13 protein-coding genes and 5 tRNA genes are annotated in these 17,128 nt (G+C 51.2%); 14 read left to right on the top strand and 4 right to left on the bottom strand.

Going from position 1 to position 17,128, the window contains the following annotated elements; all coding sequences use genetic code 11:
• Positions 1–40: 40 nt before the first annotated feature.
• The gene (locus tag Pan161_RS03030; protein ID WP_145224119.1) at positions 41–496 is read right to left on the bottom strand and encodes a hypothetical protein; all 456 of its coding nucleotides are present in this window, start codon (positions 494–496) and stop codon (positions 41–43) included.
• Positions 497–653: 157 nt separating this feature from the next.
• Between Pan161_RS03030 and Pan161_RS03025 the strand changes: the two genes are divergently transcribed.
• Genes Pan161_RS03025 through Pan161_RS03010 form a run of 4 tightly spaced genes read left to right on the top strand, consistent with a single transcriptional unit; the run spans position 654 to position 3,405 of the window.
• Positions 654–1,154, top strand: coding sequence for a hypothetical protein (locus Pan161_RS03025; protein WP_145224118.1), 501 nt, complete (start codon positions 654–656; stop codon positions 1,152–1,154).
• Positions 1,151–1,813, top strand: coding sequence for a hypothetical protein (locus Pan161_RS03020; RefSeq protein WP_145224117.1), 663 nt, complete (start codon positions 1,151–1,153; stop codon positions 1,811–1,813). Before Pan161_RS03025 ends, Pan161_RS03020 begins: the two co-directional genes overlap by 4 nt.
• 56 nt (positions 1,814–1,869) lie before the next feature.
• Positions 1,870–2,430 carry a DUF3592 domain-containing protein gene (locus Pan161_RS03015; RefSeq protein WP_145224116.1) on the top strand — a complete coding sequence of 187 codons (561 nt, stop codon included), beginning with the start codon at positions 1,870–1,872 and terminating at the stop codon, positions 2,428–2,430.
• A 60-nt stretch (positions 2,431–2,490) separates the two neighbouring features.
• Entirely contained in the window at positions 2,491–3,405 is a 915-nt protein-coding gene (locus Pan161_RS03010) for an SGNH/GDSL hydrolase family protein (protein WP_232103602.1), read from the top strand.
• Positions 3,406–3,560: 155 nt separating this feature from the next.
• Here the strand turns inward: Pan161_RS03010 and Pan161_RS03005 are convergent, their stop codons facing one another.
• The gene (locus Pan161_RS03005) at positions 3,561–4,691 is read right to left on the bottom strand and encodes a zinc-dependent alcohol dehydrogenase family protein (RefSeq protein ID WP_145224115.1); all 1,131 of its coding nucleotides are present in this window, start codon (positions 4,689–4,691) and stop codon (positions 3,561–3,563) included.
• Positions 4,692–4,727: 36 nt separating this feature from the next.
• Positions 4,728–5,690 (bottom strand): hypothetical protein, encoded by a 963-nt coding sequence (locus Pan161_RS03000; RefSeq protein WP_145224114.1) that lies wholly within the window; start codon positions 5,688–5,690, stop codon positions 4,728–4,730.
• Between the two features lie 638 nt (positions 5,691–6,328).
• Between Pan161_RS03000 and Pan161_RS02995 the strand changes: the two genes are divergently transcribed.
• The gene (locus Pan161_RS02995) at positions 6,329–8,251 is read left to right on the top strand and encodes an MFS transporter (protein WP_145224113.1); all 1,923 of its coding nucleotides are present in this window, start codon (positions 6,329–6,331) and stop codon (positions 8,249–8,251) included.
• 249 nt (positions 8,252–8,500) lie between these two features.
• Here the strand turns inward: Pan161_RS02995 and Pan161_RS02990 are convergent, their stop codons facing one another.
• A complete protein-coding gene (locus Pan161_RS02990; protein WP_145224112.1) occupies positions 8,501–9,691 on the bottom strand; it encodes a sialidase family protein in 1,191 nt (396 codons plus the stop codon).
• 345 nt (positions 9,692–10,036) lie between these two features.
• Here Pan161_RS02990 and Pan161_RS02985 point away from each other — a divergent pair, with 345 nt between their 5' ends.
• The 9 genes from Pan161_RS02985 (at position 10,037) to Pan161_RS02955 (ending at position 17,121) form a co-directional block, all read left to right on the top strand.
• Positions 10,037–13,264 (top strand): DUF1553 domain-containing protein, encoded by a 3,228-nt coding sequence (locus tag Pan161_RS02985; protein WP_145224111.1) that lies wholly within the window; start codon positions 10,037–10,039, stop codon positions 13,262–13,264.
• Positions 13,265–13,322: 58 nt separating this feature from the next.
• Positions 13,323–14,714 carry a DUF1501 domain-containing protein gene (locus Pan161_RS02980; RefSeq protein WP_145224110.1) on the top strand — a complete coding sequence of 464 codons (1,392 nt, stop codon included), beginning with the start codon at positions 13,323–13,325 and terminating at the stop codon, positions 14,712–14,714.
• Between the two features lie 148 nt (positions 14,715–14,862).
• Positions 14,863–15,558, top strand: coding sequence for a GntR family transcriptional regulator (locus Pan161_RS02975; RefSeq protein WP_145224109.1), 696 nt, complete (start codon positions 14,863–14,865; stop codon positions 15,556–15,558).
• Between the two features lie 381 nt (positions 15,559–15,939).
• A tRNA-Phe gene (locus Pan161_RS02970) sits at positions 15,940–16,011 on the top strand.
• 19 nt (positions 16,012–16,030) lie between these two features.
• Positions 16,031–16,103: transfer RNA gene (locus Pan161_RS02965), tRNA-Glu, on the top strand.
• A 42-nt stretch (positions 16,104–16,145) separates the two neighbouring features.
• Positions 16,146–16,231: transfer RNA gene (locus Pan161_RS30395), tRNA-Ser, on the top strand.
• Between the two features lie 85 nt (positions 16,232–16,316).
• Positions 16,317–16,402: transfer RNA gene (locus Pan161_RS30390), tRNA-Ser, on the top strand.
• A gap of 22 nt (positions 16,403–16,424) precedes the next feature.
• A tRNA-His gene (locus tag Pan161_RS02960) sits at positions 16,425–16,498 on the top strand.
• Between the two features lie 26 nt (positions 16,499–16,524).
• Complete coding sequence (locus Pan161_RS02955) at positions 16,525–17,121, top strand: HNH endonuclease (protein WP_145224108.1); 597 nt, start codon at positions 16,525–16,527, stop codon at positions 17,119–17,121.
• Positions 17,122–17,128: the final 7 nt, after the last annotated feature.

Here is a 17,128-nt window from a genome sequence, read left to right as displayed (position 1 = left end):
GCAGGCGTTGATGGATTTGTCACGGATTGTTTGCAGGAAATCAGTGTGTAGGGTGAATTGGGTAACTGGTAATGACGCCGACAGGGAGTTCGGTTTTCCCGTCGCGGACATGTTTTTTCTGCTTCAACTGCTCGATGGCCAGCTGAAGCTGTTTCAGGTCGGAGGCCATGATCCTTCCGCCGCCGGGTTGAATGAGGATGAGATACCCGGGTGTGGACGGATTGGGTTTCCAGGAGCCTACTTCCAGCCAGAGTGCACAGCCCGGGTTCTGATTCGACTGATGTACCCCGAGCGGGCTGTTGAGTGATTTTGCCAACAGGTCGGCGGCGACTTTGATTTCCGCGGAACTGTTTGTGGGGAGCGCGACGGGCCACGGCCAGGGGGTGAATGTGGCAGAGTTTTTCGGCGGGTGTTTCTGGCCGCTGACTGGCGTAATGGAGAGGAATGCGATGGCCAGTAAACTGAAGACAAGATAGCAGAAGATGATACGTCGCATGGACAGAACCTTTGTTGGTGGAAGCGAGTCAAAATCCTCGTCTATTATCATAACTGAATTACCGGGAGGCGTGCCAGATATTTCTCGAAGTGGGCGATATTTCTGTTAGACTACTATGTGGATATTTAAAGAGTCTTTTCTGAAAGAGACTGTAACGATGAAGCTCGTGGAAACTATTCTGAAAGGTGTGTTAGGCGGCGTCTTTACCGGGTTCATTCTGGGCTTTTACCTGACTGTATTGACCAGGGATTATGTGATTGAGCCAGGTCATTTTCAAACGGACGTATTGTTCGAGCAGGGACAAGTCCGTTTTACGCAGGTTGTCATGCTGGGCTGTATGGGCATCCTGGCTCTGGTGGGTCCCTTTATTGTGGCGGCTGAGTTTGGACCCTGGTTGCGGCATGCGGTGTATGGTCTGGTGGGTTGCCTGGCCCTGGTCGTGGGTGGGGCGCTGCTGGGCAGCAGGCTCAGGAATGAGCCACTGGTTTATAATTCAAAAATGGCTGATACCACCTGCATTGATGCGGCGCGGCTGTACGGGATTCCGGCTGCGTTTGTGTTGGGGCCGATCGTGGGAATCATGATTGGCGGGGCTCGTGAGAAGTGGTACAGACAGGAGCCTGGTAACATCGAATCATCGACGAGAATACTGTCATGAATGAAATCTTATCGGAACAGAGATATCGAGCTAAACCCTGGTATGCTGTATTGACTGTTGTGGTGATGGTTTTCTGGATTGGTGCCGGTATTTTTCTGATCAATTATTTCTACTCTAAAACAGGCAGTTTCACCAGTAAATCAGTGTTGGTTACGCTTTTCGGTAGTGTCGTCATGGTACTAATCAGTGTGTCAGGTATCTGGCAGGGGCTGGCTTACTGGAGGCAGTTTCGGCTGACGCTCTCGCCGCAGGCGATTACCCAGGTGATCGGTCCTGAGACAAACGTGCTTGCGAAGGATGAGATTACAGGCCTCAACTGGTTATCGATGTCAGACGAGATCATTCTTAATTCGCCGACTGACAAGCTGGAAATCAATCTGGATCATTTCAAGCGAAGAGATCAACACGCTATCATTGCGTTTCTGCGTGATGCGGTGCCTCTTGAAAAACAGGAAAAGTGGGAACCGTTTTCGGAAGTCCGGCGGCGCAGTATTGATCCCGATATGCCACTCACTCACTGGGAACGATTTGTGACAGCATTCTGGTTAATGAGTACTGTTTCCATGGGATATCAGTGGTGGACTGAATCAGGGTGGCAGTGGCTGGTCGTTTTCATCTCCGGGATCTGTCTGACGATCCGCAGTTATCGGGGGACTTAAAGCGTGGATGTTATTTCAAAATAAACGGTTTATGGTTTGATAAAAGGTCGTGATCAATGTCGGGGTGGAATACCAGTTCAAGTGAGAAACCTCCTACAGAAAAGGAATTGTATTGTCCGCGGAATTTTTATCTGGGAATCTCGATTGGTCCGGTGCTGACTTTAGTCGGGCTAGATTTATTCATTTTTCATTTTCTGTCTGACATACAGGATTATTACAAATTTAAGGACACTGTTCCCACACCCGTGATCAAGGTATTGAAGGTCGAACTCTCTGTTGGTGAAGATAATACGGAAGAGGTTTGTGTGAATTATGAATACAAAACTAACGGAAAAATCTACACTGGCGATCGCGCATCCATATATCGTGGGAGAGACAATTTTGGTTCTTTTCACCGCGACCTGTATCAGAGGATCAAGTTGTTTCAGGAAAATAAGAGTGACGAATTAGTCTGTTATGTAAATCCGCAGAATCCTGCTGAGTCAGTTATTGATAATTCGTCTCGCCCCAGTCGCTTTCTTGCGGAACTGGTGTTTTCTTTAATCGCCCTTGGTTGGGGACTGAATATGTGCATTGGAACGCTGTTGAACAAGAAACGCTATTTTAAGTCGGATTAATAGAGTTATCAGTCAGGTGAAGTAATTCTCTAATCGAAAGTGTGAAGTTCAAATCCATTTATGAATCCGATAGTTTATCACTGTGCCTCGGGACAGGCGTTTTTTACGGGGGTGACGCTGGTGCTGCTGTCGGCGTTGTTGTCGCTGCGTGAGAGTTCACTTGCGCGGCGGGGGATGGTGTTTTCGCTGGTGATTGGTGGGCTGGCGATGGCGGTCTCTTCGACTCCCCTGCCCTGGTGGTTTTATGGGGTCGCGACGCTGGTGACGCTGGTCTGGCTGGGAACCGCTTATAAGAAACGCTGGCGGAAGGCAGCGGCGGAGGCCATGGTGGGAATCTGGCTGCTGGGGCTGCTGTTGGAAGTGCCGTATCATCTGACGCCGGGAGTGGAACCGGTTTCTACGCGACGTCTGGCGGTGATTGGGGACTCGGTGACGGCGGGACTGGGAGATGCACAGACGGAAACGTGGCCGCGCATTCTGGCGCGGGAGCATGACATTGAAGTACAGGACTTATCGCATGTGGGGGATACGGTGTTTACGGCAAGGCGGCGGGTCGCTGAGACAAACATCGATGCGCCGCTGGTGTTGCTGGAAATTGGCGGGAATGATGTCCTGGGGAGTACCACGCCGGCTGAGTTTGCGACCCACCTGGATTTGTTGTTGACCCAGCTGGCATCGCCGGGACGTCAGCTGGTGATGCTGGAATTGCCACTACCTCCGTTTTATCATGCGTTTGGCCGGATTCAACGGAGACTGGCGAAAAAACATGGAGTGAAGCTGGTGCCGAAACGGGTGTTGCTGTCAATCCTCGCGGGGGGAGATGCGACGCTGGATTCGATTCATCTTCTCAGGCGGGACAGCAGAAGATGGCGGATGTGGTGTGGGGGATTGTGGGGTCGGGTTATTCGTCTGATTAAATCGAACAATAATTCAAAATATGCAGTCAAAAATGGATTGAGAGACAACCGGGGCTAACGCCCTTCGGCTAATCAGGTATGCCTCGTTCGTAGTCGTCGGCGTATTGGTACAGGGAACAACAAATGGAAGATGCCTGTAGACAAAATCAGCCGCACGGCGTTAGCCGCGGTTCATGTCGAACCTGATTAAGATTGCGTAGAATTACCGGTCGGTTACTTCTCAAACGTAATCACCTGTCGAACGGCGGTGCCGGTGGCGAGGGCGTCGAAGGCTTCATTAATTTCAGCCAGCTGAATGGTACTGGTCAGCAGTTTGTCGACGGGGAACAGAACGGCCTGGTACGCGGCGATGAAGCGGGGTAAATCGCGGCGGGGGACGGCGGAGCCCATGTAGGAGCCTTTGATCGTGCGTTCTTCCGCGACCAGGCTGACGGCGGGGACGGAGAACATTTTGCCGGGATGTGGCAGGCCGATGGTGATGGTGGTGCCGCCTCTTTTAGTGGCAGCGTAAGCCTGCTGGAGGACCAACTCGTTACCAACGCTTTCGAAGGTATAATCGACGCCGTTCTGGATGTCTTTGATCAGCTGGACCGGATCTTCTTCACTGGCGTTGATCGTATGTGTCGCGCCGACCTGGGTGGCGCGTTCGAGTTTATCGGGGAGCAGATCGATGGCGAAGATGGTTTCAGCCCCCGCGGCGCGGGCGCCCATGACGGTACTTAAGCCGACGCCACCCAGACCGAAGACGGCGACGCTGGAACCGGGTTCTATCTTCGCTGTATTGACGACCGCGCCGACGCCCGTCATCACGGCGCAGCCAAACAGGGCCGCGGTGCTGAGAGGGAGTTGGGAATCGATTTTGATCAGCGATTCCTGGGCGACGACCGTGTGTTCGGCAAAGGCGGCGACGCCGAGATGGTGGTTGATTTCCTGACCAGAGATGCTACTGAAAGGACGGCGGCCGGAAAGTAATGTGCCGGCGGTATTTGCTGCTGCGCCGGGTTCGCATAACGCGGGGCGACCCGTGGCGCAGGGAATGCAGTGACCACAGAGGGGGACGAACGAAAAGACGACGTGATCATCGGGCTGGAGATCGTGAACGCCGGGACCGACTTCACGGACGATGCCACTGGCTTCGTGTCCCATCACCATCGGCATCACGCGGGGGCGCGAACCGTCAATCGTGGAGAGGTCGGAGTGACAGAGGCCGGCGCCGGCCATTTCCACGAGGACTTCACCGGGGCCGGGATCGGCGAGATTGAGTTCTTCAATGACCAGCGGCTTGGAAATCGCGTAGGGAGTCGGACGTTGCATTTCATGGAGAACAGCGGCGCGGGTTAACATGGTGAGCGTTCCAGATTGAAGGAGGAGAGAAATTGTTTATTTCACATCATAGATGAGTTCCCCGCCCTGGGGATTTCGTTTTCTGGTATCTGTCACGTGCGTACCGGTTGTTAATTCCAGTTGAAAGTCGGCGGGGGTGACGGTCGCCCGGGACTCAAAAGAATCAACATTGATGCGACGACCGTAAGTGAAGATAACCTGGTTCGATTTATGTTGATACACTTTTGTGGTCCAGTATTTCGGTTCCGGACCTTCGTTCGGGATATCGACATAATGGAAATCATGCTGAGAGAGAGATTGGCCGGATCGCTCAACCGAATATTTCATGACGACACATTCCCGATCTGTCGGTGAGACCCACAAGCGTTGTAACCCATGCGTACCGTTTTTTTCCAGGACCGTGCAAGGGATGCCCTGTACCTGTTCGAGCTGCGGGCAGACTCTGAATTGATCAAGTGTGAATCCACAAACAGAATCGCCTGCCAGCAGTGACCAGCGAAGCAGAGTCAGATTCGAAAGAGCACTCATGGGAGGTTCCGGTGATTTAAAGATAGTCAGGTTGCGGATGCCTTTGTATGTATAGGCAAGGGCAGCGGTTTTTCCGTCGGTTGTCACGGTTAAGTCAAGGTTTTGCATAGACTCTAACTGGGGGCTTGGAAAATCTCCCCAGTGACGGCAGCGGATGCGGGGACTATCCAGGATCAGTGAATAGTGTGTTTTAAAATTGACTGTCTGATTCAGATAATGCAGTGTTTCTTCTTCCGTCAGCGGTACTTCTTCATCGTCACCACCTGCAGCAAATCTCATATAAGGAAGTGTGCTGCGCGTGATATCCACAGAAAGTTCGATCCGCATCGCCTGCAGGCGCTCGCGTCGTGCTTTCCAGGTCTGGTTGATGACTTGGATCGTCAGGGGCTGCTGATCGGCTGCCTGTGTTGTGGGTAACACGCTGCCCAGAAACAGAAATGCGACTAAATAAATTCGATGACGAGGGAGCATCGTGAATCCTTTCGTTGCCGATGTTAAATCCGTTCGTGAGATCGCGCCGACGAATAGTAAGAAAAATACGTCCAGTTGACCAGATCGAAATGAGAGCGTTCAATTTGATTGATCGTGAACTATAACGGTCTGTTTTGAGCAGGTGGATAAAAGGAGCGGTTGATATGTTTTGATATAGGGACGATCCATGGGCGATATGGGTGTGACAGGCAGCGATGGCGTGCCGATGTGCGTCGATAACTGCGGTGATCTGGTAGTGAAGAGAGTGAACTAACACGGTTCGTGACATTGAATATAATCTACTATGACAGCACGGAAAACCTTTCACATAGAGAGTAACAGGGAATGAAAGTGGTTGATGCGGTTTGAGACTCGATTGTGGTAACTGCTGAATTCTCATGACGATAGACCTGATCGAAAATTAAGCCACGCGCGCGACGCGCTTATCGCATAAGTTATCGAGGTGCGGCTGGCAGTCAAGCTGAAGAGACGCCAGTAAGTTCAGGTGAAGTGCAGTGAATTTCGTTGAGAAACTGGGAGAGAGGAACGGATTTGATGCTCGTTTTCAGGAAAATCTGCTGTTATACTGCTGCCACTCAATCAATGCGCACCGACTCTGAATGAAAGCTGAATGACTTATGGCCAGTGTGGAACCGACCAGTTCGTATGTTCGTTATCGTGTGATCTTTGTCTGCATGCTGATGGCGGTGCTGTTGTACCTGGACCGGTTCTGCATCTCCTTCGCCGAGGTCTTTATCAAAGATGAGCTGGGATTGAGTGACGAGCAGATCGGTATTCTGCTCGGTTCTTTTTTTGTGTCTTATGCATTATGCCAGGTCCCTTCCGGGTGGTTCAGTGACCGCTTCGGTGCGCGAAAAATGTTGACGATTTACATTCTGATGTGGTCCCTGTTTACGGCGATGACGGGGCTGGCGACCGGTTTCATCATGCTGCTGATCTTTCGACTGGGCTTTGGTCTGAGTCAGGCCGGTGCCTATCCCACGAGTGCCAACATTGTCAGTAAGTGGATGCCTTTGACAGAGCGCGGCTTTGCCAGCAGTATGGTTACTGTCGGCGGACGGATTGGTGGTGCCTTGGCGCCGGTGTTGACTGCGTTTCTGATTATCCTCTATGTGCCCATGACAGAGTCTTCTGATCTGAAGTCGGGGGACATTATGAACCCGCACGGCCTGGCGACGACGTTTCTGGAACGAGTGGATGAGAAACAGGAATTTGAAACAAAGATCTATGGGGGACTGACGTCGGAAAGTAGAAACTATCTCAATGCGGAGGCTCTTGCCGCTAAGGCGGATGCTGCCGCTGAAGCTGCGACTAGGGCTAAGATTGCAGCTAAGGATGCTGCAACCATAGCTGCAAATGCCAGTGGTGAGAATAAAGTCCTGGCTGAAACCCAAGCTAAGAATGCGGCCAATGCAGCGGAGTCAGCGGTGACAGAAGCAACTGCTGCCGCTGATGCGGCAGTTGAAGCTAAATCGCTGGTGGCATCATTTACGAAAGCAGAGAGTTCGTTCCTGGAGAATCTGAATCCCATTTTGCAGGAACAGCAGCTTTATGATCCGGCAGACTTTGAAGGGTTGACGCTCAATCAGCAGGCGGAACAGCTGTTAAATGTGAGTCCTGGAGAGCTTAATGTTGAGCAACGCTCCCGGTTGAATCGATTGCTGTTTGAAGCACGCTATTCAGCCCACGTACGCAAGGTGCAGGGAAAAGGCTGGCGTAAGATGATGATGACCTACGGCCTGGTAGGAATTCTGATTGCCGGGATTTTCTGGTGGGTGATTCGCGATTATCCGCGTGCGCATCCCGCCTGTTCTGAACAGGAACTCGCACTGATTGAACATGGTCGTCTGGAGTCGGATAAAGATCATTCGAAGCAGATCGGCGGGATTCCCTTTAAGGCGATCGTGAAAAACCAGAGTTTGTGGCTGCTGTCGTTGTCGCAATTCTGCACGAATGTGGGTTGGCTGTTTCTGGTGACGTGGCTGCCACGATTTCTGGATGAGGAGTACCAGGTTCCGCTGGAAGAACGCGGGAAAATGGTGACGATTGCTTTGGCAGTGGGCTGGTTTGGAACTTTGTCAGGAGGGAAAGTGACAGACTGGTTGATGAAACGGATCAGTTTGCGCTGGAGTCGTGTGCTGCCGATTGCGCTCTCGCGATTTACTGCGATGGCGGCGTACCTGGTCTGTCTGCTGGATATCTCTCCCTGGACTTCCGTGATCATGTTTTCGATTGTGGCGTTTTCTACTGACTTTGGTTCGCCTGCGATGTGGGCGTTCAACCAGGATATCGCCGGCAAGCACGTGGGTTCGGTGCTGGGCTGGGGAAACATGTGGGGCAACCTGGGGGCGGCTGTCGCGCCTTCGTTGATGATTGCAGTAATTACCGTGAATACCGCGAGTGGCGAGGAGCATCACTGGGACATGGCGTTTGTCACGTGTGCGATTGCTTTTTTCATTGCGGGGGTGGCGTCGCTGTTTGTGGATTCTTCCCGGAAGTTGGTTGTGGATGATGAGGATGGGATGTTGGAAACAGCGTAGTGTCTTTTCAGACTTGGAATGGCACGTTGGTTCAAGTGGTACGCACACTCGTTGGTGTGCTCACCTGATATTGACTACCTGTCAATACAGGATTTATGGACCTGTAGTTTGTGAATGAGATTGAAGATGGGAAAGTTACACTTCATTGCGGGCTTACACTGTCAGCTTCCTGTTGCCTGCGGCAATCCCGAATTACATTCGGGACCACCCCTTTTTTGTTGGAAGAGGTTTAGTGCAACCGTTGATTGATTATTTTGCCAGTTCGTCTAGTTCCGCCAGTTTGAGTTGGATACTGAGGATAAAAGGAGCTTTGTTTTTTTCCCAGTGACCGTAGGTGGTGATAATGAAGGTGCCATCGGGGAGGACTTCGACGCCGGGATAGGCGCAGTCGGCGCCTTTGGTGTTGTCTTTGAGACGGACGTGGTACTGGCCTTCTTTGCCGTTGACGAGATCATCGTAAGTTCCCACCCAGGCGACCCAGTCTCCTTCGGTGGGAGCGGTGTGCCCTTTGGGTGTGTTACTGCGAAAGGAGATGAGCAAACGACCGCTGACGGGATCGTATTTGCCGGTGTGGCGATCGCCGTTCAATGAACCGGGTAGATCGCGGGGTGCGGTCCAGGTTTTACCTTCATCGTTGGAGAAGATGATTTGTGAATTGTGGCGGCGACTGTTTTCGCGGAGGAGGACGGCGAGTTGTTTGCCATCGGGCGAGCGAATGATGCCGGGCTCGCAGATATGATATTCGGATGATTTGTGAATCGCTTCCGGGGCGGACCAGGTTAAGCCGCCATCGGTGGAGAGTGTTTTATACAGGGTGAACACGACCGGTGATTCCTGTTTGGAATCATTAGAGATGAAGCGACCGTCATCGTGGAACAGAGCCATGTAATGGCCTTTGCCGGTGTTGAGTGGTTCGACACCACCCATGACGACGATGCCGCCCCAGTCGCCGATCGGTTTGAGTTCGCTCCAGGTTTTGCCGTCATCTTCGGTGACTGCCATGCGAGCGGGATACAGTCCGGAGAACATGATGATACGTTTTTTACCGGAGGCATCGACAACGCGATGCAGCGTGGGGACTTCGCGCGAGGTGGCCCAGGAAGCGGGAGTGGGCAGACGATCGCTCCAGGTTTTTCCGGCATCGGTGGAGCGTTTATAAACAATGCCCCCCTTCCCGTGACCTTTGGGATAAACGCAGAGTATGGTTTTGTTGTCTTCAAGAAGAACGGTGGTAGGATGGCCGAGGTACTGATTTTCTTCGCGATCAACGACGGTCTGGCGATGCGACTGAGCATCGAGATCGATATAAGGAATGGTGAACCCGGGAGCTTTGGGAGCCTGTCTGGGGGGATCGGCTGCGTTCAGGCAGTTGATGTGACTGCTGAAGCTCAGGGCGAAGATCACTGCCAGTTTTGCAGAGAGGTCCACTTGAGGAATCATGGCAAGTCCTTACGTCAGAGGTGTTTTAAATCAGAGTAAATCGACCTGGATCACAATGCCCTGCATGCCGGTTGTTTTCTTGACCAACATGTATTTTCAAGACTAACGTCGCGTTGGGGGAGGTTCAATACAGGTTATCAGAGTAAATACTGTGAAACAGTGGAATTCTGTGAATCTTTCCCTATTGCTGAGCCTTTTTTAAATATTATATTGTTATCCGACGGAATTCCCGATACGATATAAAAATGACTTGATGTATCTGATTGTGAATTAACGAGATACAGTTGAATCATCCCCAGCCTGCGCGGCTTTTTCCCACCTGACTTTAACATCGTAGACATGACTATGAAAACTTTGCGAAAAGTGACAGCTGTCATCGTATGCACGAGCCTGTTTCTCTGCTCCGCTGTTTCGCTCTCGGCTGCCGGTTCTGAACCGACTCAGCAGCAGTTGGATTTCTTCGAGAAGAAGATCCGACCGGTTCTGATAAAGCATTGTTACGAATGCCATTCCGCGGATTCGAAAAACCTGAAAGGCAGTCTGCTTGTTGATTCACAGCAGGGACTGCTGGATGGCGGTGATTCGGGTACGGCTCTGGTTCCTGGAAAACCAGATGAGAGCCTGCTGCTGGAAACGATGAAGTATGGCGAAGACAGCTATCAGATGCCTCCCAAGGGGAAGCTGTCTGATGCGATTATTGCGGACTTCGAAAAATGGATCGCGATGGGGGCCGCTGACCCGCGGACAGAGAAATCAAAGAAAACGGCAAAGACGGAAATCGATTTCGACAAGGCCCGCGAGTTCTGGTCGTTTCAATCTCCACGCCATTACCCTGCTCCCAAGGTGAAACAGAAAGCCTGGCCTCAAAATAAAATTGATACATTCATTTTAGCAGCGCAGGAAGCGAAAGGCTTCTCGCCTGCGCCCGCTGCTACGAAACAGACTCTGATTCGTCGTGCGTATTTTGATTTGATCGGTCTGCCTCCCACGCCTGCTGAGGTAAATGCGTTTGTGAAAGATCAATCTCCGGACGCGTATGCTCGGGTGATCGATCAGCTGTTACAGTCACCCCACTACGGCGAACGCTGGGGTCGACACTGGTTGGATGTCGCGCGTTACGCGGAAGATAATACGAACATGGGCCCACACAATGGTCCGTTTCCTTACGCCTATCGTTATCGTGACTGGGTGGTCAAGGCGTTCAATGAAGATATGCCTTACGATGAATTTGTGATTCGTCAGCTGGCAACTGACTTTCTGCCGGAGACGGGGCCCGAGGACTACCCTGCCCTGGGGTTCATGGGGCTGGGGCCTTCCTATCACAAGGAAGTCGCTCTGTCACAGCTCACTCTGGAAAATCGCTATGCAGATGACTGGGAAGATCGTGTTGACAGTTTGTGTCGGGGATTACTGGGCCTGACGATGGCCTGTGCCCGCTGTCACGATCACAAATATGATCCGTTAACCGTGGAAGACTATTATGGCATCGCCGGTGTCTTCGCATCTATCAGGCAGACGACGCGACCGATTATCCCTGATGAAGAAGTCGCGAAGACTCAACCAGCCCGAGATAAAGTAGAAGCTTTAAACAAAGTGAATACAGACCTGGCTGCGAAAGTCAAAACATTGACGAAGCGGAATACAGAGCTGAAGCAGATCATCAAACAGGCCGGCAAAGCCGAGTTCCCGTTGATTGCTTCGCGACCGGATCTGAAAAAACAGACGACAATCAAATTTCCGGTTCCTCCGGAAGAATTGAAGCAGAATACAGCGTTGATCGCCGCTCATAATAAGACGATCAAAGAGAATAAAGCGCAGGCGGCAGAGATCAAGAAATCGACACCCGGTTTTGAGTTGCCTCTGGCGAATGCTTTGACCGAAGAACAGGTGCGGGTGGAAGAGATCACTGAAGATAAGATGAAGATCGTGTATTATCCCAAGCCTCGCGACCTGAATGTATTCATTCGAGGAAATGCGGCCAATCTGGGAGATCTGGTTCCCCGTCGTTTTGTACGTGTGCTGTCTGAGGGACAGCCGGAACCATTCCAGAAAGGCAGTGGTCGTCTGGAGCTGGCTCAGAAAATCGCCAGTCGCGAGAATCCCCTCACCGCTCGGGTGATGGTGAATCGGATCTGGCAGCATCATTTTGGGGAAGGACTGGTCGATACGCCGAGTAATTATGGGAAAACCGGTTCCCTGCCCAGTCATCCGGAACTGCTGGACGATCTGTCTGTCTGGTTTATGGATGAGGGCTGGTCGCTGAAAAAACTGCACCGACTGATCATGCTGTCGGCGACGTATCAACAGTCCTCCAATATCGAACTGTCGGAAACTCAAAAGAAGCAGGATCCAAACAACAGGTTGCTCTCGTATTTCAATCGTCGGCGACTGGAAGCCGAGATTTATCGTGATGCATTACTGGCAGCAGGAAATAATTTGGATGCGAGACAGGCAGGTCCCTCTGGTGATATTGATGATCCCACGTTTCAGCGACGTGGCATTTATGCCACGGTTTCCCGGCATAAATTGAGCACGTTCCTGCAGTCTTATGATTTTCCCGATCCCGCGATTCATGCGGCTCGTCGCTCAAAAACGACGACACCGCTACAGCAGCTGTTTGTGTTGAATTCTCCTTTTGTCAGACAGCAGGCACAGCAACTGGCGACCCGACTGGAAGGTGAGTCTTCTGAAAAGCGGATTGATGGTGTTTATCAATTATTGTTCTCGCGGGAACCGACTTCGTCCGAAATGCAGATTGGTCTGAAATTCCTGGAAAACAGTGATACTGCGGGTGAGTCAGACAATCAAATCGAGCAGATTCCCACATTTGCCGGCAAGCGAATGAAGGCAGATGTGAAATCGCTGGGAGATTCCTACTCGGTGGAGCTCTGGGTCAAGAACCAGATTCCCAATGAGCAGCGGATTATTACTGGCTACTTCTTCTCGCGGGGGAAAGATTCTGCTGCGAAGGCTGCTGGAGATCATCTGGGAATTGCCGGGAAGTATCGACCGAAAAAAGCCGGACGCCTGTTCTTTTATAACGGCGATTTGAAGCGGGATTCCTTATTTGGAACGACGGTGATTCAGCCAGGTACGTGGAATCATGTGGTGTTGATTCGCGATCAGAAGCAGATTGCCGTCTATCTGAATGGCGACCCTAAACCGGAAATCATAGGCGAAGCAGAACCCGGGTATGCAGATGGTGTGGCGGAGTTGATCATCGCCGGCCGCAATGATAATTTCTCGAATTTCCAGGGACAACTGGGAGCAGTGGCCGTTTTCAATCGTGTTTTGAATACAGAGGAAGTGCAGAAACATTTCGCTGCTGCAAAACTGAAACAGGATCAACTGGCGCATGCAGATTATGTGGCTTCGATTTTGGCTTCCGATCCCCTTTCCTGCTGGCCTTTGCGGACAGACAATCCAAACTTGTCACAGGCGGCAGATATCACGGGTAACAAACATAACGGAGTCTATGAAGGACGTCAGGATATCGACCCGAAACAATTGACAAGCTGGCAGCGATACTGCCTGGCGTTATTGTGCAGTAATGAAATGATGTATGTTGACTGATGATGGAGTGATTCCAGTCAGTCAGCGATTCTTTCGAATTAATAACGAGATCTGAGCTATGATGAATTTCAACGGACAGGACCTGTTCAATCGTCGTGAAATCCTGGAGAAAGTCGGTAGTGGCTTTGGCATGATGAGCCTGGCTGGCATGCTGGCTTCAGCCGAGGGGGCCTCTCAGAAAGTTCCCCAGCAGACGCCTCATTTCGCCCCCAAAGCGAAGCGAGTGATCTTTCTGTTTATGAGCGGTGGTCCTTCTCAGATGGACACCTTTGATCCGAAACCATTGTTGAAGAAATATGAAGGCCAGCGGCCTGCTTCGGCGAATATTCGGACTGCATCCAAAACAATGGGGTTGATGCCTTCCCCGGTGAAATTCGTTAAAGCGGGAAAATCCGGGATACCGGTCTCAGAGCATTTTTCGAAAATTGCAAAGCACATCGACGACATGGCAGTGATTCGCTCGATGCACACTGACTTCCCGAATCATGCGCCAGCGTTATGCATGATGAATCTGGGGACATTGACGCCCACACGCCCCAGTCTGGGATCATGGCTGACTTACGGACTGGGAACAGAAAATCAGAATCTGCCCGGATTCCTGGCGTTATGCCCGGGTAAACCAGTGGTGGGCCCCAAACTCTGGGGCAGTGCCTTTCTCCCTGGCAAACATCAGGCAACACATATCAACAATAAAGACCTGACTCCCGAACAGATGATTCCGTATCTGAAAAATGAAGTGATGTCTTCTACTGAGCAGAAGAAGCAGCTGGATCTGGTTCAGGCGATCAATCAGCAGCATCTGGCAAAACGAGCCGGCGATAATGAACTGGAGACACGGATCAAATCGATGGAACTGGCTTACCGGATGCAGTTCGCGGCGACCGATGCGTTTGATATCTCGCGCGAACCCGAGAAGCTTCAGGAAGCATACGGGAAGAGTGAGTTCTCCAAGGCCTGTTTATTATCTCGTCGTTTGAGTGAGCGTGGCGTGCGGTTTGTGCAGGTTTACTATGGGAATCGACAGCCCTGGGATACGCACAGCAATCACGATAAGAGCAATGAACGTTTGTGTAAAGACATTGATCAGCCAATCGCACAACTGTTGACCGACCTGAAGCAGCGCGGACTGCTGGACGAAACGCTGGTTGTCTGGGGAGGCGAATTTGGTCGTACCCCGACTGCACAGGGAGGCATCAACGGTCGTGATCATAATCCATTCGGATTCTGTATGTGGCTGGCCGGCGGTGGCATCAAAGGGGGAACCGTGCATGGGGAGTCGGATGAATTTGGCTTCCGCGCGATGCAGGATAAGGTTCATGTCCACGATCTGCACGCGACGATTTTGCATCTGATGGGTATCAATCACGAGCGATTGACCTATCATTATTCCGGTCGGGATTTCCGACTGACGGATGTCGCTGGCGAGGTTGTACAAAACATCATTGCCTGATACCAGGCGTTACCTGCTTTCTTTGTCGTCCTCCTCTTTCGAGTTCTTTCCAGACACTCCTTTTCTCTCCTCAACGAATCATATATAATATACACGACGTCTTAGTCTATTTATGATAAGCCTTTACAAGGCTGTTTGAGGAAGTGTTATGTCGACATCCAATCTACCTGGTTCCTTCGCTCTCGTGCCTCGGGGGAATATTCGCGAAGTTGTTGTACAGAGAATTCTGGCGGCAGTGATCCGCGGTGATTTCCCCGTTGGGCATCGGATGGTTATCCAGAATCTGGCAGAACAGTTTGGAGTGAGTGCAACGCCGGTGCGGGAGGCGCTGGTCGAACTGGCGTCCATTGGAATTGTGGAGAATCTTCCCAATCGGGGTGCCGTGATGCGGGAATTTGGTGTCACCCAGATTCGCGAGATTTACCAGTTGCGACGGATTCTTGAAGTGGAAGCGGTCCGAACTTCTTGCGGGAAAATTGAATCACGATTTCTGGCGGAACTTTCAGATGAGTTTGTGTCGATCAGCAATGAAAAACGCAATAGCAACTGGTCGCAGAAAGCAATGTCACTGGATATTCGGTTGCATTCGTTGATTGCAGCACATTGTGGCAGCATGAGATTGCAGGATGAATTACAGCGTTATAATACGCTGGTACAGGCGATTCGCGAAGTCGTCGATAATGAAAGCCAGGCTCAGGAAATCGCGCTGTCTGATCATACTGCAATCATTGCCGCCCTGCAGTCTCAGGACTGTGATAAGGCCGCGGCAGAGATGGAACAGCATATTCGCAAGACAGCTGAAGTGGTTGAGAAACATATGCAGGAACGAATTCTCAATAAGTAGTCTAAGCTTCATCTGCTATTTAAGAACGAATTCCAGGTGGTTCTGTTTTCGCTGCGCTTGTTTTGTGATGTTGTTTCTACCGCTATTCATTTTCGCCAATACCCAAAAAAAATCACTGACTGGTGCGAACTTTTCCTACATCTGCGATGTCTTTATGTAAATCAGACGACAGTTGTTATTAACGTCTGAATGAGTTGTAAAGTAGATAGAGGGTTTAACTCAACATGCGATATCTTGATTCACGGAACGGCAGTCATGAATCCCTTCGTTTCAGAAGCGAAAAGTCCATCGGAGAATTTTCGCTCGCGTTGTAGCTACAGGTCGTTCCATTAGAATCGTCATATCGGTCTGGTGTTCAGCGACATCAGGCTTTTTTTACAGGGATCGGTAGCTGAGATGGTTTAGCGGCGGTCTGAAGAACCGCAGACGAGGATTCGAGCACCTCCCGATCCACTTCATAATCAGAAAATACGCCCCGTTCTTCTAACGGACAGGATACTGGCCTTTCACGCCGGAGACGCAGGGTTCAATTCCCGCACGGGGTATTCAAGTCGTGTCAAATGTCAGTTAATCGTTGAAAGAGATCAGGAAGTCATCCGGCTGGATGAGGGCTCTGTCTTGAAAACAGAGGGCGCTGAAAAAGTGCTTGTGGGTTCGAGTCCCACGGCTTCCGCTGGAGATAGGTGCTGGTCTACCGGTTTGAAAAGAGAGAAGAACCTGGGTGGAAAAGATGAAAAAACCGTAAATTTTATGAGATTGGAAGGTAGCCGGATACGGTTTGCCGGACCGCACTGCTAATGCGTGTGCCTGCCAGGGTGTGTGGGTTCGAATCCCATGCCTTCCGCTTTGTAATCAGATTCGATATGGTGTTCGTAGTGTAATGGTTTCGCACATAACACTGTGACTGTTAAAGAGGCGGGTTCAATTCCCCCCGAACACCCCTTTACTAAAGACAGGAATCCCAACATGGTGTCATCAACGCTGGAGCGGCCAACGCTGATACTCAACCGAAACTGGCAGCCCGTCGGTGTAACGACGGTTGCCCGGGCTGTGGTCAAAATCTGGAATGAGACGGCACGGATTGTTGATCCGTCTGACTACCAGACCTATTCCTGGGCCGATTGGGCACAGCTCAAACCAGAGGATGACGAACTGGCGATCCAGAGCAGTCATTCCCGATTCCGGGTTCCGGAAGTGATCACACTATTGAAGTACGACCGAGTGCCCCGCAACGTGGTGACATTCAGTCGACGAAATGTTTTTAAACGTGACCATTTCACCTGCCAGTATTGTGGTTGTCAGCCCGGTAGTGAAGAGTTGACGATCGACCACGTCACTCCCCGTGCCCAGGGGGGGGAGACTTCCTGGAGTAACTGTGTGCTGGCTTGCGTGGAATGCAATTCACGTAAAGCAGCCCGAACGCCAGGACAGGCAGGGATGAAACTGCAGAAGGAACCGGTTCGTCCGAAATGGAAACCATTCTATGCAATGCAGAACATGCGGATCGACAGCTGGTCTCGATTTATCAGCGAGACCTACTGGAATGTAGAACTGGAAACTTAAAGCAGAT

Origin of the sequence: Gimesia algae (assembly GCF_007746795.1) — a bacterium.
Classification (GTDB): domain Bacteria; phylum Planctomycetota; class Planctomycetia; order Planctomycetales; family Planctomycetaceae; genus Gimesia; species Gimesia algae.
Note: the sequence above shows the minus strand (reverse complement) of the source record. Positions and strands in the feature narration are given on the sequence as shown.